Origin of the sequence: Aurantimonas sp. HBX-1 (genome assembly GCF_021391535.1) — a bacterium.
Lineage (GTDB): Bacteria > Pseudomonadota > Alphaproteobacteria > Rhizobiales > Rhizobiaceae > Aurantimonas.
Window position 1 is genome coordinate 3,477,040 of record NZ_CP090066.1, and the last position, 19,847, is coordinate 3,496,886.

At 69.5% G+C, this 19,847-nt stretch carries 16 protein-coding genes and 1 tRNA gene; 14 read left to right on the forward strand and 3 right to left on the reverse strand.

Annotation, left to right across the window (positions count from 1 at the left end; all coding sequences use genetic code 11):
• Window positions 1-15: 15 nt before the first annotated feature.
• From LXB15_RS16470 to LXB15_RS16505, 8 genes are all read left to right on the forward strand, one after another.
• Window positions 16-1,443: a LutB/LldF family L-lactate oxidation iron-sulfur protein gene (locus LXB15_RS16470; RefSeq protein WP_233949474.1), complete on the forward strand. Its 1,428-nt coding sequence runs from the start codon at window positions 16-18 to the stop codon at window positions 1,441-1,443.
• Window positions 1,440-2,114 carry a lactate utilization protein gene (locus tag LXB15_RS16475; RefSeq protein WP_233949475.1) on the forward strand — a complete coding sequence of 225 codons (675 nt, stop codon included), beginning with the start codon at window positions 1,440-1,442 and terminating at the stop codon, window positions 2,112-2,114. Before LXB15_RS16470 ends, LXB15_RS16475 begins: the two co-directional genes overlap by 4 nt.
• 76 nt (window positions 2,115-2,190) lie before the next feature.
• Window positions 2,191-2,841 (forward strand): LysE family translocator, encoded by a 651-nt coding sequence (locus LXB15_RS16480; RefSeq protein WP_233949476.1) that lies wholly within the window; start codon window positions 2,191-2,193, stop codon window positions 2,839-2,841.
• Window positions 2,842-2,913: 72 nt separating this feature from the next.
• Window positions 2,914-3,141 (forward strand): hypothetical protein, encoded by a 228-nt coding sequence (locus LXB15_RS16485; RefSeq protein ID WP_233949477.1) that lies wholly within the window; start codon window positions 2,914-2,916, stop codon window positions 3,139-3,141.
• Between the two features lie 191 nt (window positions 3,142-3,332).
• Complete coding sequence (locus LXB15_RS16490) at window positions 3,333-4,079, forward strand: 16S rRNA (uracil(1498)-N(3))-methyltransferase (protein ID WP_233949478.1); 747 nt, start codon at window positions 3,333-3,335, stop codon at window positions 4,077-4,079.
• Between the two features lie 130 nt (window positions 4,080-4,209).
• Window positions 4,210-5,583 carry a glutamate--cysteine ligase gene (locus LXB15_RS16495; RefSeq protein WP_233949479.1) on the forward strand — a complete coding sequence of 458 codons (1,374 nt, stop codon included), beginning with the start codon at window positions 4,210-4,212 and terminating at the stop codon, window positions 5,581-5,583.
• A gap of 154 nt (window positions 5,584-5,737) precedes the next feature.
• On the forward strand, window positions 5,738-6,661 hold the full coding sequence (locus tag LXB15_RS16500) for a hypothetical protein (RefSeq protein ID WP_233949480.1): 924 nt from the start codon (window positions 5,738-5,740) through the stop codon (window positions 6,659-6,661).
• Window positions 6,662-6,698: 37 nt separating this feature from the next.
• Window positions 6,699-8,009 carry a hemolysin family protein gene (locus tag LXB15_RS16505; protein ID WP_233949481.1) on the forward strand — a complete coding sequence of 437 codons (1,311 nt, stop codon included), beginning with the start codon at window positions 6,699-6,701 and terminating at the stop codon, window positions 8,007-8,009.
• Window positions 8,010-8,028: 19 nt separating this feature from the next.
• Here LXB15_RS16505 and LXB15_RS16510 read toward each other — a convergent pair whose 3' ends face one another.
• Entirely contained in the window at window positions 8,029-8,301 is a 273-nt protein-coding gene (locus tag LXB15_RS16510; RefSeq protein WP_233949482.1) for a DUF1127 domain-containing protein, read from the reverse strand.
• A 190-nt stretch (window positions 8,302-8,491) separates the two neighbouring features.
• On the opposite strand from LXB15_RS16510, the gene LXB15_RS16515 reads away from it, so the two are divergent.
• Together LXB15_RS16515 and xseA are read left to right on the forward strand one after the other, a co-directional pair.
• On the forward strand, window positions 8,492-9,445 hold the full coding sequence (locus LXB15_RS16515; protein WP_233949483.1) for a LysR family transcriptional regulator: 954 nt from the start codon (window positions 8,492-8,494) through the stop codon (window positions 9,443-9,445).
• A 70-nt stretch (window positions 9,446-9,515) separates the two neighbouring features.
• Window positions 9,516-11,111, forward strand: a complete 1,596-nt coding sequence (gene xseA / locus LXB15_RS16520) for an exodeoxyribonuclease VII large subunit (protein WP_233949484.1) — start codon at window positions 9,516-9,518, stop codon at window positions 11,109-11,111.
• A gap of 42 nt (window positions 11,112-11,153) precedes the next feature.
• Here the strand turns inward: xseA and LXB15_RS16525 are convergent.
• Together LXB15_RS16525 and LXB15_RS16530 are read right to left on the reverse strand one after the other, a co-directional pair.
• A tRNA-His gene (locus LXB15_RS16525) sits at window positions 11,154-11,230 on the reverse strand.
• 247 nt (window positions 11,231-11,477) lie between these two features.
• The gene (locus tag LXB15_RS16530; RefSeq protein WP_233949485.1) at window positions 11,478-11,945 is read right to left on the reverse strand and encodes a phasin; all 468 of its coding nucleotides are present in this window, start codon (window positions 11,943-11,945) and stop codon (window positions 11,478-11,480) included.
• A gap of 265 nt (window positions 11,946-12,210) precedes the next feature.
• On the opposite strand from LXB15_RS16530, the gene LXB15_RS16535 reads away from it, so the two are divergent.
• The 4 genes from LXB15_RS16535 (at window position 12,211) to LXB15_RS16550 (ending at window position 19,791) form a co-directional block, all read left to right on the forward strand.
• Window positions 12,211-15,867: a PAS domain-containing sensor histidine kinase gene (locus LXB15_RS16535; protein ID WP_233949486.1), complete on the forward strand. Its 3,657-nt coding sequence runs from the start codon at window positions 12,211-12,213 to the stop codon at window positions 15,865-15,867.
• Window positions 15,868-16,126: 259 nt separating this feature from the next.
• On the forward strand, window positions 16,127-17,179 hold the full coding sequence (locus tag LXB15_RS16540; RefSeq protein WP_233949487.1) for a Fe(3+) ABC transporter substrate-binding protein: 1,053 nt from the start codon (window positions 16,127-16,129) through the stop codon (window positions 17,177-17,179).
• A 142-nt stretch (window positions 17,180-17,321) separates the two neighbouring features.
• Window positions 17,322-19,022 carry an iron ABC transporter permease gene (locus LXB15_RS16545; RefSeq protein WP_233949488.1) on the forward strand — a complete coding sequence of 567 codons (1,701 nt, stop codon included), beginning with the start codon at window positions 17,322-17,324 and terminating at the stop codon, window positions 19,020-19,022.
• Between the two features lie 121 nt (window positions 19,023-19,143).
• Window positions 19,144-19,791 (forward strand): hypothetical protein, encoded by a 648-nt coding sequence (locus tag LXB15_RS16550; protein ID WP_233949489.1) that lies wholly within the window; start codon window positions 19,144-19,146, stop codon window positions 19,789-19,791.
• The last annotated feature ends 56 nt before the right edge of the window (window positions 19,792-19,847 follow it).

Below are 19,847 nucleotides of genomic sequence, written 5' to 3' on the forward strand. Positions count from 1 at the left end.
CGATAGGCCCGCCCGATGCAGATCACCTCGCAGACCTTCAAGGCCAATTCCGTCAAGGCGCTCGCCGACGTCGACCTGCAGCGGGCGCTGGGCAATGTCGAGCGCGGCTTCATCGACAAGCGGCAGAAGGCGGTCGACGCCCTGCCCGAGTTCGACGCGCTGCGCGACAACGCGGTGGCGATCAAGAACCACACGCTGAAGCACCTCGACCTCTATATCGAGGCCTATGTCGCCAAGGTGCAGGCCTCGGGCGGCATCGTGCACTTCGCCGAGGATGCCGACCACGCCAACCAGATCTTCCTCGACATCGCCCGGCGCCGGAAGGCGAAGACCGTCACCAAGGGCAAGACGATGATCTCCGAGGAGATCGGGCTCAACGCCTTCCTCGAGAAGAACGGCATCGTGCCGATCGAGACCGATCTCGGCGAGTACATCATTCAGCTGCGCGGCGAGCACCCGAGCCACATCATCGCCCCGGCCGTCCACGTCAACCGCGATCAGGTGGAAGCCGATTTCCGCCGGGTCCATGTCGACCTCGACCCGATGCGCAGCTTGGTCGAGCCGGAGATGCTGCTGGGCGAAGCGCGGCAGATCCTGCGCCAGAAATACGGCGAGGCCGACATCGGCGTCACCGGCGCGAACTTCCTGATCGCCGAGACCGGCTCGTCGGTCATCGTCACCAACGAGGGCAATGGCGACCTCACCCAGTTGCTCGGCAAGTGCCACGTCGTGCTCGCCTCGATCGAGAAGCTGGTGCCGACGCTGGAGGACATGGCGCAGATCCTGCGGGTCCTGGCGCGCTCGGCCACCGGCCAGGACATGAGCGTCTACACGACGCTGTCGACCGGGCCGAAGCGCCCCGAGGATCCGGACGGGCCGGAGGAGTACCACGTCATCCTCCTCGACAACGGCCGCTCCAACATGCTCGGCACCGAATTCGAGGACATGCTGCGCTGTATCCGCTGCGGCGCCTGCATGAACCACTGCCCGGTCTATCACGCGGTCGGCGGCCACTCCTACGGCTGGGTCTATCCGGGCCCGATGGGCGCGGTGCTCACCCCGTCGCTGATCGGGGTCGAGAAGGCCGGGCACCTGCCGAACGCCTCGACCTTCTGCGGCCGCTGCGAAAGCGTCTGCCCGATGCGCATCCCGCTGCCGAAGATGATGCGGCACTGGCGCGAGAAGGAGTTCGAGAGCCACCTGCAGCCGACGACGCAGCGCGCCGGGCTCGGCGTCTGGGCGTTCTTCGCGCGGCATCCGAAGCTCTACCGGGCGGCGGTGTCGATCGCCATGCCGCTCCTGAAGCGTGCAGGGGGATCGAAGCGCCGCTTCACCTCGCTGCCGCTCGCCGGCGGCTGGACGAAATGGCGTGACCTGCCGGCGCCGGAGGGCAAGACCTTCATGCAGCAATACGCGGCGCGCACCAACGGAGCCGGCCGATGAGCGCCTCGACCCGCGACGCCATTCTCGGCCGCATCCGCCGCGCCAATGGCGGCCGGCCGCATGATCCCGAGCGCCAGCGGGTGGTCGACGCGCGGCTCGCCGGCAAGGCGCCCGGCATCGTGCCGCAGCGGGGGCAGCTGCCGAAGGACCAGCAGGTGGCGCTGTTCATCGCCATGGCCGAGAAGGTCCACGCCACGACGGCGCGGATCGGCGGCTATGGCGAACTCCCCGCGGAAGTGTCGCGCTGGCTCCGGGAGAACAATTTCCCCGCCGACCTGCGGCTCTGCGAGGATCCGCGCATCGCCGGCGCGGACTTTGGCGCCACCGCCCTGACCATCCGGCGCGGCGCCAGCGACGGCAACGATCTCAACGCCCTGTCGCATGCCGAGGCGGGAATCGCCGAGACCGGCACGCTGTGCCTCGTCTCGGGGCCGGAGAACCCGACCAGCCTCAACTTCCTGCCGGAGAACCACATCGTGGTGATCCGCGCGGCCGACATCGAGGGCGACATGGAGGCGCTGTTTCCTGCCCTGCGCCAGCGCTACGGCGAGGGCACGATGCCGCGCTCGGTGAACTTCATCACCGGGCCCTCGCGCTCCGGCGACATCGAACAGGTGCTGCTGCTCGGCGCCCACGGGCCGCGGGCGCTGCATATCGTCATCGTCGACTGACGGGCGGGCAGCGATCGGGTCTTGACCGGGCCGGCGGGCGGTGGATTGCTGGCGGCGTCCCGCTGGAGATGCCGCCATGCCCGTCGAACCCGCCACCCTTGCCGGCTTCGCCCTCGCCTCGCTGGTCGTGCTGGCGATTCCCGGCCCCACCATCGTGATGGTCGTCGGCCAGGCGCTGGCGCACGGGCGGTCGGTCGCCCTGGCGAGCATTGCCGGTGTCGGTCTCGGCGACCTCCTCTCCGCCAGCCTGTCGCTGGCCGGCGTCGGCGTCCTGCTCTCGGCCTCAGCGACGGGGTTCATGCTGCTGAAATGGGCGGGCGCGGCCTATCTCGTATGGATGGGGATTCGCCTGTGGCGCTCGCAGCCGTCGCTGCCGCCGGGCGTCGAAGCCGACGACTTTGCGCCGGCCCGCGGGCTTTCGGCCCGGGTGTTCCGTGACGCGTTCCTGGTGACGCTGTTCAACCCGAAGGGCATCGTCTTCTTCGTGGCCTTCGTGCCGCAGTTCATCGATCCGGGCCGCGCCTACGCCCCGCAGGCCGCGACCCTCGTGGCGGTCTTCGTCGCCCTCGGCATCGCCAATGCGCTGGCCTACGTGCTGATGGCGGCGGGAGCGCGCGACCTGGTGCGCCGGAAGCGATTCCTGCGCGGCCTCAACCGGCTCGGCGGCACCTGCCTCGTCGCGGCCGGGATCGCCGCCGCCCTCGCCCGGCGGCCGGCACTGCCCTGAGAAGATCCGCGTCCGGCACGGAACGTCGCGCGAGCCGCACCGTTGAATCGCGGACACACAGGAGTTCATGAAATGACGACGCTTCAGCAGCAGGCCGCCGAATCCGCCGGTCCCCGCGACCGTTCGCAGGAAGGCCTGGACAAGGGCATCGAACGGGAGACCCCCGACACCGACGAGCGCTCGGCGGAGGACATCGAGGAAGGCCTGATGACCGACGAGGAAGAGCTCGACGAGGCGCTGGACGAGACGTTCCCGGCTTCCGATCCGGTCTCGCCGAGCCGCATCGACGGCCCGATCTGAACCGAGGCGCCGGCCCGGGCGTCACCCGCTCGGCCGTACTCTCTTGGCGCTCCCGACACGGCGTCGCCGCCGGTCGGGACCGTCTCGCGCCAGCTCCCCGCCGGGGACTGATCTCCCGGTCGGATCGCCGCCCTGCCCCTCGACCCCTCCGGCAAGTTCCGGCATGAGGGGGCGCAGCAGCGGGGAACATCATGCCGAGCCACGACTTCAAGAGCCCCCGACTTCACGTCGACGCCGACCTTGCCGCCGCGGAAGCCGTGCCGGCGACGCCCGTCCAGGCCAACTACCTCCTCAACGTGCTGCGGCTCGCCGAAGGGGACAGCATCCTCGCCTTCAACGGTCGCGACGGCGAATGGCGTTGCGAGCTTCGCAAACCCGCCAAGAAGAAGCTCGATCTCCTGCCGGTGGAGCGGGTGCGCCTGCAGACCCCCGCCCCGGACCTTCTCTACCTCTTTGCGCCGCTGAAGCACGCCCGGCTCGACTACATGGTCCAGAAGGCCGTGGAGATGGGCGCCGGCACGCTGCAGCCGGTGATGACGCAGCACGTCCAGACGTCGCGGATCAATATCGACCGGATGCGCGCCAACGCCATCGAGGCCGCCGAGCAGTGCGGCATCCTGTCCATCCCCGAGTGCCGCGAGCCGGTCGGCTTCGCTCAATTCCTCGCCGGCTGGGACACGGCGCGGCGCCTCGTCTTCTGCGACGAGCGCGAGGATGCCGAGAGCCCGATCGACACGCTGCGGGCCATGCCGGCCAGCCCGCTCGCGCTCCTCGTCGGGCCGGAGGGCGGATTTTCCGAGGACGAGCGGGCGACGTTGCGGGCGCTGCCCTTCGTCACCGTGATGTCGCTCGGCCCCCGGATCCTGCGCGCCGACACGGCGGCGGTCGCGGCGCTCGCGGTGCTGCAGGCCTCGGTCGGGGACTGGCGCCAAGGATAAGGGTTCGACAGAGGCCGCACCGTCAACCGCAAAGGCTCTTGCGTTCGCGCGCGTCATTGGGCAACCCGTTGCGGTTCCGCCCGGACCCCGGGGCCCGGTATCGGAAATCGACCGAAGGAAAAGGACTGCCATGGCGCGCGACACCACCGATCTGACGCCGGTCTCCTCGGTCGATGACCTGACGGCGCATCTGAAATCCGGCGAGAAGCCGGAAAGCGCGTTCCGGATCGGCACCGAGCACGAGAAGTTCGGCTACTACACCGAGGACCTGTCGCCGGTGCCCTACGAGGGCGAGCGCGGCATCGCCACGCTGCTGGAGCGGATGAAGGCGCTGTCCGGCTGGGAACCCATCGTCGACGACGGCAAGATCATCGGGCTCTACGGCAGCAACGGCCAGGGCGCGATCTCGCTGGAGCCGGGCGGCCAGTTCGAGCTGTCGGGCGCACCGCTCGAGACGATCCACGCGACCTGCCGCGAATCCAACGCCCATCTCGCCGAAGTGCGGGCCGTCGCCAAGGATCTCGGCATCGGCTTCCTCGGCATCGGCTCGTCGCCGACCTGGACCCTCGCCGAAACCCCGATCATGCCGAAATCACGCTACGCGATCATGCGGAACTACATGCCGAAGGTCGGCACGCGCGGCCTCGACATGATGCTGCGGACCGCGACCATCCAGGTCAATCTCGACTTCGCGGACGAAGCCGACATGCGCCGCAAGATGCAGGTCGGCATGCGCCTGCAGCCGGTCGCCTCGGCGCTGTTCGCCAACTCGCCCTTCACCGAGGGCAAGCCGAACGGCCTTTGTTCGTGGCGGTCAGAGGTCTGGTCGGATGTCGACAACCAGCGCGCCGGACTCCTGCCCTTCGTGTTCAAGCCGGACTTCACCTATCGCGACTATGTCGAGTGGGCGCTCGACGTGCCGATGTATTTCGTCACCCGCCACGGCCGCTACCACGACACCACCGACGTCACCTTCCGCCAGTTCATGGACGGTGCGCTGAAGGGCCGGATCGACGATCCCGAGCCGCAGCTCGGCGACTGGACCAATCATCTGTCGACGCTGTTCCCGGACGTGCGGCTGAAGACCTTCATCGAGATGCGCGGCGCCGACGGCGGGCCGTGGCGCCGGATCTGCGCGCTGCCGGCCTACTGGGTCGGGCTGCTCTACGACGGTCCGACCCTCCAGGCGGTCGACGAATTCACCCGCGACTGGACCTTCGAGGAGGTCTCGGCGATGCGGGCGGAAGTGCCGCGGAACGGCTTCCGCACCCCGTTCCGGGACGGCACGGTGCTCGACCTCGCCCGCGAGACGGTGCGCCTGGCGCGCCAGGGCCTCGTCGCCCGCAACCGGCGCAACGAGGAAGGCAACGACGAGAGCCATTTCCTCGCGCCGCTGGAGGAGGTCGTCGCGCGCGGCACCACCTCGGGCGAAGAACTGGTCCGGCTCTACGAGGAGCAGTGGGACCGGTCGATGGAGCGGGTCTTCAAGCACCTCACCTACTGAGACCCCGTCGCGGCCCGGCCGGCCGGGCCCGCGCTTCCGGAATATGATGCACGCGCCGCCGAATCATGCTTGGCTGTCGGCGGTGGCGCACCATCTGCTTCTGTACGCATCGTAGGGCGACACAGCCCGTAGCACGCTGCGACCCGGGATCGCGATGACCGACTTCTTCGACTGGCTGACCGCGGGCGATTCCGGCCTCGCCGCCTGTCGCCTGGCCGATTCGTTCAAGCTTTCGCAGCAGGAGATGCGCAAGACCGCCGACGCGCTGGCCCCGGCCTTCACGCTGGCGCTGCAGCGCGCCATGCTCGATCCGGCGGCGTGGACCAACCTGTCGCATCATTTCCGGCCGTTCTGGAACGCCAACGGCGTCACCGACCCGGCGCTCGCGCAGACCCAGGCAGCTCGCGACCTTGCGGCGGCGCTGTTCGGGTCCGGCGAGCTTGCAGCCGCCGTGTCGCGCCAGGTGTCGATGGTGAGCGGCGTTGCGCCGGACACGGTCGAGACGCTGATGCGCAACCTGTCGATCCTGACCATGCAGACCATGGTGCAGACGATGATCGCCAACACCCTCCGCAACCAGCCGAAGGGGCTGGCCGAGGGCAACTACACCGCGGCCATGGCGGAGATGATGCGGCGCGGGGCCAACGCGATGGAGGCTTTCGGCCGGCCGTCCGACGCCGCCGATCCGCGTCAGCCCGTGCAGGCGCCCGGGTCGGAATATCTCAGCACCCTGTTCGGCAACGCCCTGAAGGGCGAGATGCCGTGGCTTCCGCCCGGCGGGTCGGCCCCGCCGCCGCGGCCGGAGGCCGAGCCGACGCCCCCGCCGGCCGATCCGCTGGCCGCGTTCCTGCCGTTCGAGGCGATGATGGGCGGCTTCCTGCGCGGCATGGCGCCCGCCGAGGAACCCCAAGATTCGGCGCCGGATCCCACGCCGGAGGCACCGGACGCGACGCCCGCGGCGGAGGCCGAGAACGCGCCCGGCCCGGACACAACGCGGGCGCAAAGCCAGGACGACTATGCCCAGCAGATGCTGGCGATCTTCCGCCGCTACGGCGGCGGCGACGGGAAGCCCGGCTGACCTCCATCCTCCCGAACCCTCGTTGCCGGACTGACCAGTGCCTTTATTCGAAATCGCCATCATCCTCCTGCTCATCCTGCTCAACGGCTTCTTCGCCATGTCGGAGCTGGCGCTGGTGTCGGCGCGCCGGTCGCGTCTGGAGCAGATGAAAAAGGAGGGCCGCCGCGGCGCCCGGGCGGCGCTGCGCCTCACCGAAGACCCGACGGGGTTCCTCTCGACCGTGCAGGTCGGCATCACCCTCGTCGGCATCTTCGCGGGTGCCTATGGCGGCTCGGTCCTCGCCGCCCCGCTGGCGGCGGTCATGGTGGACTGGCCGCTGGTCGGCCCCTACGCCGAGACCGCGGCCTTCGTCATCGTCGTGGTCGCGATCACCTATCTGTCGCTGGTGTTCGGCGAACTGGTGCCGAAGCGCTTCGCGCTGCGCCGGGCCGAGCAGATCGCCGTATTCGTGGCGCCGTTCATGAGCCTGCTCGCGCGGGTGGGGGCGCCGCTGGTCTGGCTGTTGCGGATCTCGACCGAAGCGGTCTCGTCGCTGCTCGGGTCGAGCGGCGACGACAGCGGCGCGGTGACCGAGGAGGACGTACGGGCGATGATCGCCGAGGGCACCGACAGCGGCGTGTTCAAGCCGAAGGAACGGCAGATGCTGGAAGGCGTGATCCGCATCGCCGACCGCACCGTCCGCTCCATCATGGTGCCCCGGCCGGACGTGATCTGGGTCGACCTGAACGATCCCGCCGATATGGTGCTCGACGAGATCGTCGCGGCGGGACATTCGCGCTTTCCGGTGATCGACACCGGCAGCGACGACGTGGTCGGGCTCGTCCAGACCAAGGACCTGCTGGAGCAGCAGCGCCGGAACGGCAGGATCGATCTCCGTACGGCGATGCGCGACGCGCTTTACGTGCACGAGACGATGCCGATCCTGAAGCTGCTCGACCGGTTCCGGACGACGCAGATCCATCTCGCGGTGGTGCTCGACGAATACGGCTCGCTGGAGGGGATCGTCACGCCGACCGACATCCTGATCGCGATCGCCGGAAGCCTGCCGGAAAGCCACGAGGGCGAGCCCGGCATGGTGCAGCGGCCGGACGGGTCGTGGCTGATCGATGCGACGATGTCGGTGGATTCCGTCGCGGCGTCGCTGCCGGACTTCGGCTTTCCCGAGACCCGCGACTACCAGACGGTCGCGGGCTTCGCGCTGGACCGGTTCGGGACGATCCCGGAAGCCGGCGACCGCTTCATGTGGAATGGCTGGACGGTGGAAGTCATCGATCTCGACGGCCGGCGGATCGACAAGCTGCTGCTGTCGCCGGCCACCGTCGACGAGGCGGAGGGCTCCGGCGTCTGAGACGCCAGAGCCCAGGACATCAGTCGCAGAGGCCGCGGCGGCGGCGCGCCGCCGTCATCGCCAGCCGGTAGGTGGGATCCTGGTGCCAGTCGGCATGCAGCGCCTCGCTGACGTCGTCGCGGCGAAGGCCCAGATCGGTGAGGAGATAGTCCGGCATCTCGCTCAGACGGCGAGCGGCGCGGCGATTGGCCATCGTCCTGACGATCGCGCCGGCTGCGCCGATTACCGTCTTGCCCACCAGGCGGATCGAAGCGGCGGGGGCGTCCCAGAGGGGCTTATGGATGATGGTCATGGCTTGGTCTCCTTTTCGAAAGCCATGTGAAAGCCGGAAAAAGCGGGGGCGGCGACGCCACGCCTTGCAGCGTGCCGACTTGTGCCGACCCCCGAGTTGTTCCTGACAAGGATGAAGGTAGTTGGCCCCGATTGATTAGACCAACGAATGTTCGTAATATGAAGCATCATTCTCAGTGATGGGAAAAACGATGACCGCGCCCCTCGATCTCGACCAGCTCCGCACCTTCGTCGCCATCGTCGACGCCGGCAGCTTCACCCGCGCTGCCGACGACGTGTTCAAGACCCAGTCGGCCGTCTCGATGCAGATGCGGCGCCTCGAGGACCGGCTCGGCGTCAGCCTGTTCGAGCGGACCGGCCGGACGATCCGCATCACCGACGATGGCTCGCGCCTGCTCGCCTACGCCAGGCGGATGATGGCGCTGAGCCAGGAGACGCTGTCGGCCTTCGACGAGGACGCCATGCAGGGCCATGTCCGGATCGGCCTGCCGGACGACTATGCCGAGCGCTTCCTGCCGGAAATCCTGGCGCGCTTCTCGCGCTCCAATCCGCTGGTCGAACTGCAGATCGCCTGCGAGCCGTCCTCCAACCTCACCGAACACGTGGAGAAGGGCCGGCTCGATGTCGCCCTCGTGTCGGACTGCTACCCGGGGGCGAAGCTGGCCGAGATCGTGCGGCGCGAGCCGCTGCATTTCGTCGCCTCCGCCTCGCACGACACCCACAACGAACCGGTGCTGCCGCTGGCGCTCGGTCGGCCGGACTGCGTCTGGCGGACGCAGGGCTGCGCCGCGCTGGACCGGATCGGCCGCCGCTACAAGGTTCTGTTCACCTCCTGGTCGGCGCAGATCGTCACCTCGGCCGTGCTCTCGGGCCTTGCCGTCAGCGTGCTGCCGGAATGCGCGCTGCGCCCCGGCATGCGGATCCTCGGCGAATACGACGACTTCCCGACGCTCATGGACACCGAGATCGGCGTCATCCGCTCGCGCAGCGCCGACGGACCGGTGGTCTCGGCGCTGGTCGAGCACATCCGCGAGAGCCTCGCCAATCTCGCGCCGCCGGAGAGCCAGGCCCGGCCGTCGCATCTGCCCGATACCCGCACCGGGCGCCCGCAACGGGCCCGCGGCATGGTCTCGCTGGTCAAGTGACTGGCCGGCGGCGCCCGATCAGCGGGCGCCGCGACCTTGACCCCGCCGCTGCGAACCGCACAGTGACGCCATGAGCCTTTCCGTCGAATCCGCCACCTCCAACGTCGCCGAGTACACCGTCTCGGAGATCTCCGGCGCGCTGAAGCGTACGGTGGAAGACGCCTTCGGGCATGTGCGGGTGCGCGGCGAGATCTCCGGCTATCGCGGCCCGCATTCTTCCGGCCACGCCTATTTCTGCCTGAAGGACGACAAGGCGCGCATCGACGCGGTCGTCTGGCGCACCGCCTTCGTCAAGCTGGGGTTCAAGCCGGAGGAAGGGCTGGAAGTCATCGCCACCGGCCGGCTGACCACCTTCCCCGGCTCCTCGAAATACCAGATCGTCATCGAGACGATCGAGCCGGCCGGCGCCGGCGCGCTGATGGCGCTGCTCGCCGAGCGCAAGCGCAGGCTGGAAGGCGAGGGCCTGTTCGCGCCCGAGCGCAAGCGGGCGCTGCCGTTCCTGCCGCGGGTCATCGGCGTCGTCACCTCGCCCACCGGCGCGGTCATCCGCGACATCCACCACCGCATCGCCGACCGGTTCCCCGTGCATATTCTGGTCTGGCCGGTGCGGGTGCAGGGCGAGACATCGGGCGCCGAGGTCTCCGAGGCGATCGCCGGCTTCAACGCCATCGAGGCGGGCGGCGCGATCCCGCGGCCGGACGTGATCATCGTGGCGCGCGGCGGCGGCAGCCTGGAGGATCTCTGGGGCTTCAACGACGAAGCGGTGGTGCGCGCGGCGGCTTCTTCCGCGATCCCGCTGATCTCCGCCGTCGGCCACGAGACCGACTGGACGCTGATCGACCACGCCGCCGACCGGCGGGCGCCGACGCCGACCGGCGCCGCGGAGATGGCGGTGCCGGTGCGCGCCGACCTGCTCGCCAATCTCGCGAACCTTCACGCCCGCCACGCCGGGGCGATCTCGCGCCGGCTCGAGCAGGAGCGCAGGGCTGTCACCGCCACCGCCCGCGCGCTGCCGACGCCCGACATGCTGCTGGCCCTGCCGCGGCGGCGCCTCGACGAGGCGACGACCTCGCTTGGCCAGTGCCTGCGCGTCGCGGTCGGCGACAAGCGCCGCGCCTATGGCGAGATCGCCTCGCGCCTGACGCCGTCGAGCCTCGAATCGCTGCTGCGCGAGAAGCGCGCCGACCTTCGCCATCACGAGAGCCACGCGGCGCATGCGGTGCAGGCGCTGGTCGTCGCCCGGCGCCAGCGCTTCGACCGTGTCGCGGCGCATCTGCAGCCGCACATGATCCGCGCCCGGAGCGAAGCGGCCCGGCTGCGGCTCGACGCCTTCGGGGAACGGCTGGCGGTGGCGGCGGCCCGCAGCGCCGATGCCCGACGCCAGCGCCTCGCGGCGGCCTGGCGGGTCGCGACCAGCCTCGACCCGCGCCGCGTGCTGGAGCGCGGCTACGCCATCATCCGCGGGCCGGGCGACGTGCCGATCGTGCGCGCCGACAGCCTTGCGCCGGGAATGCATTTCGAGGTGGAGTTTGCCGGGCGCGAGCGCCGCAGCGCGGTGGCGACGGGGGAGGGCGAAGCGATACCCGCTACGCCGGCGCCGCAGAGGCCCAAGCCCAGAGCGCCGCGCCGGTCACCCGACGCAGGCGGCCAGGGTGATCTGTTCTGAGGCGCCCTCGGTCAGCCCGAGGGGCAGGAATACCAAAAGAAATGGTACGGTTGGGTGGTCTCGAACCACCGACCTCCGGAGCCACAATCCGACGCTCTAACCAACTGAGCTACAACCGCACGGCGGACTGTCGTCCGCGAACCGACGAGATAAAATCTTTCGGCGCCGCACGCAAGCCCATCCGGGCCGTGTCGGCAGGATAGCGCGCCCGCCGGGCCGGTGCGACATGGCCTTAGGCGGCACCGCCGCGGCCCGAACGGCGTTGAGCCATGGGCTTGCGGGCGGCGATCCGCCGCCCCAAGGGCGGCGGGTTATCTGCCCGAGGGCGGAGGCCCCTGTCGGGCCCATCCGCCGTCGGGCGGGGTATCAGCTGGTCTTGCTGGCCTTCTGGAAGGCGTCGCGGCCCGGCTTGATCATGTCCTGCGCCACCGACTGGGTGAGCTTCTGCATGTCCTTGGCCTGGTCCGTCACCATCTCGACCTGCTTGCGCACATAGGCGGTCTGCATCTCGATGATCTCGGAAAACGACTTCGCCGACATCATCTTGTCGAGGTGCTGGAAGCCCATCTCGGCGTTGCTGCGCATCGCGTCGATCGCCTTCTTGGACAGCTGCAGCGAGCCCTGATGGACGTTCTCCATCGTCGACTCCAGCGCCTTGGTCGCCTCGTCGGCGGCAGCCTTCATGCGGCCATAGGCTTCCTTCGACTGCTCCATCGACTTCTGCGTCATGGCGCGGAAGGTCTCCGACATCTGCGCCGGGTCCATCCCGGCCATCATCGCCTGCGGGTTCGGCATGGCGAAGGGGTCGTTCGCGGTATTCTTCTGGTCTGCCATCGACTGTCTCCTCTCGGTCTCGTGCCGCGGCCCATCCTATGGCGCGACTGCCTATTTCAATAGCAGCAATTATTGTGCAGTGCAACATAACGAACGTCGGACGACGCTCGGGCGTTAACCCTTTGGACCGACGGATCGGCGGAAAAGCCGAAGATTCTGGATTCAGCGGCCGGCCGCTATTATGAATCGACTGTTAACATCGGCCCCGAAGAGGTGCGGAATGCGCTGACGCGCAATTTCGACGGCAAGGTTGGAAGCGTTGCTCATGGCGACATCGACGGTGCCCCTCGCACTCGCGATCATGGCACACAGGCAGACGCGCCAGGCAAACGCCTCGGGCGCCGGCATCGCCGTGTTCACGCCGGACCTGTCCGAGTTGCTGTGGACCAATAGCCTCGGCGCCGCCTTCCTGCAGGTCGATGCCCCGGGCCCCCGGTTGGCGAGCGCGCCGCCCCCCGCCTCCGCCGCGGTGCGGCAGCTGCGCGCCTCGGCGCGGATGTTCGCGGCGGGTGCCACGACGGCGAGACTGCGCAGCCCGGGCGGCGCGCTGCTCGACGCCAGCCTGGCCCGCATCGATCTCGATCCGCACGGCGCCTTCGCTCTGGTCATCGTCCCTGCCCTCGCCGCGGAGGCAGAGACGCCGGCCGCGACCGCGCGTCGCCTGCTGGCCGAAGCCGGCATGCCGCTCGCCGAAATCCGCCTGCGGGACGGCACACGCTTTGCCGGCGAGGACTCGCCGCAGGTGGCCATCGACGACGCCACGATCGCCGCGTTCCTCGCCAGCGACGAGACCGTCCGGGTGGATGAAGGCGGGTCGCTCGTGCTGGCCCGGCTGACCGACAACCATGTCCTCCTCCACGAAGCGGAAAGGCCCCCGGCATCCGTTGCGCCCGAAGCCGACGAATCCGCGAGCCCTGCCGACATGCCCGACGCCGCCACCCCCGTGTCCGAACCCGCCGGCCCGGATCGGCGCAAGACCGGGATGAGCGCGCTGCTGACCCGCTGGTATGCCCGCCACCCGGCGAGCGAATCGCCCGTCGAGGCGGCAAACCAGTCGGCGCCGCAGGCAGCGGCGGACGCCACCGACGGGACGGCCGCGCCGGCCATCGATGCCGATCCGGAGAAGCCGGAGGCCGTCGCGATGCCCGACATGGCCCCGGGGCAAGACGACGCGGCAACCGCATCCGATGACCAGCCGACGACCGGCGCCTGGGAGCCCCCCTCGCCGACCAGGCTGCGCCCGCTGCGTTCGGCCTGGGGGCCGGCGGTGACGCTCGCGACACCCGACGAACCCTCCGCAACGGACGTCCCCGAGCCGGATGACGCATTGCCGACGGCGAGCGTCGCTGCGGACGCCGCCCCCGAATCCTCGGCCGATGGAGAGCCCGGGCCGGGCGAAGCTGCGTTCGCGGATGAAGCTGTCGCGGCCGAACCGGATCGGGAGACGGAGACCGACGGCGACGAGCAACCCGTTGCCGCCGACGCCGGCGATCTCGAACCCGCGCTTCCGGAAGCCGCCGCCGAAGAAGAAGCCGACGAGGCGGACGCGCCGGAGCCGCGCAGCCAGGGGCCGAGCGCCCCCTTCGAGCCGCGCTTCGACATCGCCGCCGTGCGCTTCGTCTGGCGCATCGACAGCGACGGGCGCTTCCGGTCGCTGTCGCCGGAATTCGCCGCCGCCGTCGGGCCGCATTCGGCCGACGTCATCGATCGCAGCTTTGCCGATGTCGCCCGTGCCTACGGTCTCGACCCGGACGGCGAAGTGGGACAGTTGCTGGAGCGCCGCGACACCTGGTCCGGCAGGGTGATCCACTGGCCGGTGGAGAGCTCGGACCGCAAGGCGCCGGTCGATCTCGCCGCCCTGCCGGTCTATGCTCGCGACCGCAGCTTCGACGGCTTCCGCGGCTTCGGAGTGGTCCGGCTCGCCGAATCCGTGGCGGATCCCGAACGGCTCGGCCTCGCCCTTGCCGGCGTCACGCCCCCCGACGAAGCTGCTGAGGCCGACCGGCCGGAACCCGCGGGCGATATGGCGGTGCCGCTACAGGACGGTTCGGTGTCCTTCGGCCGCCGCCCGGCAGCGGAACGGCGCCGGGAGGGCGAGACCGTCCCGAAGGTGATCCGGCTGGAGGAGCGTCGGCGCCCCCGCGACGGCGCGCTGAGCCAGTCCGAGGAGGAGGCGTTCCGACGCATCGGCCAGACGCTCTCCGACGAGGAGACGCCGCACGGGCTCGAACAGGCGGTGCGGCTGGCCGCCCAGCGGATCGAGGCGTTCGAGGACGAGGATGCCGAGGCGCAGACTCCGGCCGAGGCGCCCGCTCGCGACGAGGCGACCGCAGAGAGCTCTGCGGACGAGCCCGAAGCCGGTGGCACGCCCGAGGCCGAACGTGCGCCCGAAACGGCGCCCGCTGCGTCGGCTTCGGACGAGGGGCTGGTGCAGGCGCTGGCCACGGTCTACGCGCATCTGCCGCTGCCGGTCCTGGTGCAGGTCCGCGAGACGCTCGCCTACGGCAACCGCGAGTTCCTCGATCTGACCGGCTATGCCGATGTCGAGGCGCTCGAGGCGGAAGGCGGGCTGGCGCATCTCTTCGCCGACCGCGACGACCAGAGCGCGGTGGCCGGAGAGCTGACGATCCGCCGCGCCACCGGCGAGACGATCGCGGTGCGCACCCACATGCAGCGGACGACGATCGCCGGCCGCTCCTGCCTGGTCATGTCGTTCTTCGCCTCGCCCGGCGCCAGCGTGGCGGCCATGCGCGGCGACGCCGTGCGCGAGGCGTCCACCGGCGACGACGCGGAGGTCAAGCGCCTTCGCCACGAGGTCGAGGAGCTGAGCACCGTGCTCGACACGGCGACCGACGGGGTGGTTTTCATCGACTCGGCCGGCAACATCCGGTCGATGAACGGCTCCGCGCACGCGCTCTTCGGCATCGGGGAAGACGACAGCGCCGGCCGGCCCTTCGTGACGCTGTTCGCGCACGAGAGCCAGAAGGCGACGATGGAATATCTCGAGAGCCTGCGCGAGGGCGGCGCCTCGGCGATTGTCAACGAAGGCCGGGAAGTCATCGGACGCGTCGCGCAGGGCGGCTTCATCCCATTGTCGATCACCCTCGGGCCGCTGCCCGACGACCGCGGCTGGTGCGCGGTGATCCGCGACATCGCCCACTGGAAGCGGGTGGAGGAGGAGCTGACCAGCGCCCGCCGGCAGGCGGAGGCGGCGAGCGTCCAGAAGAGCCAGTTCCTCACCAATGTCAGCCACGAACTCCGCACGCCGCTGAACGCCATCATCGGCTTCGCCGACGTGATGGCGACCGAGTGCTTCGGCCCGATCGGCAACGACCGCTATCTGGAATATCTCGAGGACATCAAGCGCTCCGGCCACCACGTGCTCGACCTCGTCAACGACCTCCTCGACATCTCCAAGATCGAGGCGGGCAAGCTGGACCTGTCGTTCGAGGCGGTGTCGCTGAACGCGGTGATGGCCGAGGTCGTGGCCCTGATGCAGCCGCAGGCCAATCGCGAGCGGGTGCTGGTGCGCTCCAACCTGCCCTCCTCGGTGCCGCCGGTGGTGGCGGACCACCGGTCGATCCGCCAGATCGCGATGAACCTCGTCTCCAACGCCATCAGGTTCACCCCGCCGGGCGGGCAGATCATCGTCTCGACCAGCTACGTGGCCGAAGGCGACGTGGCGCTGCGGTTCCGCGACAGCGGCATCGGCATGACCGAACACGAAATCGAGATCGCGATGCTGCCCTTCCAGCAGGTGAACCCGACGTCGCGGCGGCGGGGCGAAGGCACCGGGCTCGGCCTGCCGCTGACCAAGGCGATGGCCGAGGCGAACCGAGCGAATTTCAGCATCTCCTCCACCCCCGGCGAAGGCACGCTGGTGGAAATTCTGTTTCCGCGCCAAAGGGTTCTTGCCAGCTGACCGGTAGAAATCCTGACCCCGGCGATCTAGTTTAGAACCATTCAACTTTAGAACGCCTCCAATCCATTGATATTGTTAGGCATTTCGCCGCAGCTCGCTTGCCTTTGCGGCATGGCTCGGGCATAAAACGCCGGTCGGCGACAATCGCACAGCCGTCATCGCCGCGGAATTCCCGTCCGAAACCGGACCGGTCGAGCATCCGCCGAAACCCGCCATCCGCTGCGAAGGCATGCCGTCGCAGCCAGAGGGAGAGCTTTTCATGCATTTCAGACTGAGCGCACGTTCGACACGCTGGCTGGCCGCATCGGCCGTGATCGCGGCAACCGGCTTCGCGGCCGCCGCGCAGGCCGAGGACGTCAACATTTACACGTCCCGCCAGCCGGACCTGATCCAGCCGGTCCTCGACGCCTTCACCAAGGAGACCGGGCTGACCACGGCGACGATCTTCATCGACAAGGGCCTCGAGGAGCGCATCGCGGCCGAGGGCGCCAACTCGCCCGCCGACCTGATCATGACCGTCGACATCGGCCGCCTCGACGCCGCCAAGCAGGCCGGCGTCGTGCAGCCCGTCGAGAGCGAGACGCTCGAGGCGAACATTCCCGCCGTGTTCCGCGACACCGAGAACGAATGGTTCGGCCTGACCGCCCGCGGGCGCGTCGTCTACGCCTCCAAGGAACGCGTCGGCGACGAGCCGATCACCTACGAGGAGCTCGCCGATCCGAAGTGGCAGGGCCGCCTGTGCACCCGTTCCGGCCAGCATCAGTACAACATCGCGCTTATCGCCGCGTACATCGCCCATCACGGCGAGGAAGCGGCGCGCACCTGGGTCGCCGGTCTGCGCGACAACCTCGCCCGGCGCCCCGAGGGCGGCGACCGCGACCAGGCCAAGGCGATCTTCGCCGGCGAGTGCGACATCGCGATCGGCAACACCTATTACGTCGGCCTGATGATGCACAACGAGAAGGAGCCCGAGCAGAAGGAGTGGGCCGACGCCATCAAGGTCGTCATGCCGACCTTCGAGAACGGCCGCACCCACGTCAACATCTCGGGCGTGGCGCTCGCCAAGAACGCGCCGAACCGGGAGAACGCGGTGAAACTCATGGAGTTTCTCTCGGGCGCCGAAGCGCAGCGCATCTACGCGGAACTGAACTACGAGTACCCGCTGGAGCCGGGTATCGCGACGTCGGAAGTCGTGACCTCCTTCGGCGAGCTGAAGATCGACGACCTGCCGCTGGCCGAGATCGCCAAGTACCGGACCAAGGCTTCCGAGATCGTCGACGAGGTCGCCTACGACAACGGCCCGCAGAGCTGATCGGGGCCTTGCCGTCGACCATCACCTTAGCCCGGGCGAGCATCGTCCCGGGCGCTTCTCCGGCTGACGCGGCGGCGAGTGCGCCGCCGCCTTCGTGCGGGGCGGCCTTCCGTCGCCGCAATCCGGCTTAGCCGGGCCCGCCATGTCCGTCTCCGCACCGCTGCTCACCCCGGTCCCCCGGCCACGCTTCCGCTTCCGCGGGCAGCCGGATCGCGGCTATCTGTTCGGCGCCGGCCTGGTCGCGCTGACGGTGATCCTGCCGATCGCCGCGCTCGCGGTGATCGCGCTTTCCGGCCGCTCGACCAACTGGGCGCATCTCGCCCAGACCATCCTGCCGGAGGCGAGCCAGGTCACGCTGCTGCTGATGCTCGGCATCGCCGTCGTCGCCGGGACGACCGGCGTGGTGACGGCCTGGCTGGTGGCGACGTTCCAGTTTCCGTTCCGGCGAACCTTCGCCTGGGCGCTGGTCCTGCCGCTGGCGGTGCCGACCTACATCGCCGCCTACTGCTTCGTCGAGTTCCTGCATTTCACCGGGCCGGTGCAGGGCGCGATCCGGGCGCTGTTCGGCTTCGAGACCCGCCGCGACTACTGGTTCCCGGACGTGCGCTCGCTGGGTGGCGCGGTGTTCGTGCTGTCCTCGGTGCTCTACCCCTACGTCTTCCTGACGGCGCGCATGGTCTTCGTCATGCAGGGCCGCAAGGCGGGCGACGTGGCGCGGACGCTCGGGGCATCGCGCGCCGCCGTGTTCTTCAAGATCCTGCTGCCGATGGCCCGCCCGGCGATCGCCGTCGGCATCGCGCTCGCCCTGATGGAGGCGATCAACGACATCGGCGCGGTGGAATTCCTCGGCGTCAGGACGCTGACCTTCGCGGTCTACTCCACCTGGCTGAACCGCGGCGACCTGCAGGGCGCCACGCAGATCGCGCTGATGATGCTGGGCGTGATCGTGCTGCTGGTGCTGGTCGAGCGGCTGGCGCGGCGACAGCAGCGCTTCAACATCCATCGCGGCGACCGGCCGCAGGTCGGCCGCGAGTCGCTCGCCGGCTGGAAGGCGATCGCGGCAGCTTTGGTCTGCCTGCTGCCGATCGTCGCCGGATTCGGCATCCCCCTCTACATCCTCGGCGACTACGCGCTCAGCCGGCTCTACCAGCTGGGCGATCCGCAGCTGTGGCGGGCGCTTCGCAACACGGTGATGATCGCCGGATCGGCGGGGCTGATGACCGTCGTCGCCGGGTTCTTCATGGCCTACGGCATAAGGCTGACGCGCAGCCACCGGCTGGCGTCGCTGGTGCGGGTCGGCGCCCTCGGCTACGCCGTGCCCGGCACGGTGCTGGCGATCGGCATCCTCATTCCCCTCGCCGCCTTCGACAATTTCGTCGACGCGCGGTTGCGCGAATGGTTCGGGATCTCGACCGGGCTCCTGCTCTCCGGCTCCGGCTTCGCCATCGTCTATGCCTGCTTCGTGCGCTTCATGGCGATGGGCCACGGCGCGATCGAGAGCGGCTTCTCCAAGCTCTCGCCGCATCTCGACATGGCGGCGCGCACGCTGGGGCGCAGCCCGGGGGCGACGCTTCGCCAGGTGCTCCTGCCGCTGATGCGCCCGGCGCTGCTGACGGCGTTCCTGCTGGTCTTCGTCGACACCGCCAAGGAACTGTCGGCGACGATCCTGCTGCGGCCGTTCAATTTCGACACGCTGGCGACCTTCGTCTACGCCCAGACCTCCCGCGCCGCCTTCGAGGACGGCGCCGTGGCGGCGCTGATGATCGTGCTGGTCGGCATCCTGCCGGTGATGCTGCTGACCCGTTCGATCCTGGCGGAGGCCGAACCGGGCGGATCGTCGTAGCCCGCCTCGCGACGCGGCCGCCGTTCCGGTCGCCGGCATGCATCCTCTCGCGGCCATTACGGAACCGTGAAGTTGACGCGGCGTTTCCTCTTCCCAGTCGACAATAAGAGGAAACACGGGAATGACGCGTCTATCGATTTTGCTCGGGGGCGTTGCCCTCTTCGCCCTGCCGATCACTGCCGCCTCCGCGGATTGCCGCGAGGAACTCGCGATGCTCCAGAACGGCGACGTGACCGCATCCATCGCCGGAACCGGCGCAACCTCGGGTGGCCAGACCACCAATTTCGAGACCGGTGCCGGCGTCGACACGTCCGGTGAAGTTTCGAAGGACGGCAGCACCGCACCGCTCGAGACGGACACCACGGCGGCCGGCAGCACCACGCCGACCGGCGGCGCAGGGGCCGCATCCGCCACTGCCGGTGCCACGACGCCCGCAGCGGGCACCGACACGGCGGCCACCGCCTCGCAGCAGGCGGATGCCGGCCAGCAGACCGGCGAAGTGTCCAAGGACGGCCAGCACATGCCGCTCGAGGACGCCGCGAGCAAGGAGACGGCCATGTCCGGCCAGGACGTGGCGGCGCAGCAGGCGGGTGAAGCCACGGCCGCCAGCGGCCAGGCCGGCGCCAGCACGATGGCAAATGCCGCAGCCGGCGACAGCGGCTCCCAGGACGCCATCCAGCGTGCAGAAGCAGCGCTTGCCGCCGGCGACGAGACCGCCTGCATGGCGGCCGTCGAGGAAGCCAAGGGCATGCAGTCGAAGGCCCAGTAACCGGCTCGAACCTGCTATCTCAAAACAACGCGCCGGCCTCCTCGAGGCCGGCGTTT

Bases quoted from the DNA above. Each gene is read 5' to 3' on its own strand.
- LXB15_RS16470 (WP_233949474.1), top strand. From the start codon at position 16: ATGCAGATCACCTCGCAGACCTTCAAGGCCAATTCCGTCAAGGCGCTC.
- LXB15_RS16515 (WP_233949483.1), top strand. From the start codon at position 8,492: ATGACCGCGCCCCTCGATCTCGACCAGCTCCGCACCTTCGTCGCCATC.
- LXB15_RS16475 (WP_233949475.1), top strand. From the start codon at position 1,440: ATGAGCGCCTCGACCCGCGACGCCATTCTCGGCCGCATCCGCCGCGCC.
- LXB15_RS16495 (WP_233949479.1), top strand. From the start codon at position 4,210: ATGGCGCGCGACACCACCGATCTGACGCCGGTCTCCTCGGTCGATGAC.
- LXB15_RS16490 (WP_233949478.1), top strand. From the start codon at position 3,333: ATGCCGAGCCACGACTTCAAGAGCCCCCGACTTCACGTCGACGCCGAC.
- LXB15_RS16510 (WP_233949482.1), bottom strand. From the start codon at position 8,301: ATGACCATCATCCATAAGCCCCTCTGGGACGCCCCCGCCGCTTCGATC.
- LXB15_RS16540 (WP_233949487.1), top strand. From the start codon at position 16,127: ATGCATTTCAGACTGAGCGCACGTTCGACACGCTGGCTGGCCGCATCG.
- LXB15_RS16500 (WP_233949480.1), top strand. From the start codon at position 5,738: ATGACCGACTTCTTCGACTGGCTGACCGCGGGCGATTCCGGCCTCGCC.
- LXB15_RS16480 (WP_233949476.1), top strand. From the start codon at position 2,191: ATGCCCGTCGAACCCGCCACCCTTGCCGGCTTCGCCCTCGCCTCGCTG.
- LXB15_RS16535 (WP_233949486.1), top strand. From the start codon at position 12,211: ATGGCGACATCGACGGTGCCCCTCGCACTCGCGATCATGGCACACAGG.
- xseA (WP_233949484.1), top strand. From the start codon at position 9,516: ATGAGCCTTTCCGTCGAATCCGCCACCTCCAACGTCGCCGAGTACACC.
- LXB15_RS16530 (WP_233949485.1), bottom strand. From the start codon at position 11,945: ATGGCAGACCAGAAGAATACCGCGAACGACCCCTTCGCCATGCCGAAC.
- LXB15_RS16545 (WP_233949488.1), top strand. From the start codon at position 17,322: ATGTCCGTCTCCGCACCGCTGCTCACCCCGGTCCCCCGGCCACGCTTC.
- LXB15_RS16485 (WP_233949477.1), top strand. From the start codon at position 2,914: ATGACGACGCTTCAGCAGCAGGCCGCCGAATCCGCCGGTCCCCGCGAC.
- LXB15_RS16550 (WP_233949489.1), top strand. From the start codon at position 19,144: ATGACGCGTCTATCGATTTTGCTCGGGGGCGTTGCCCTCTTCGCCCTG.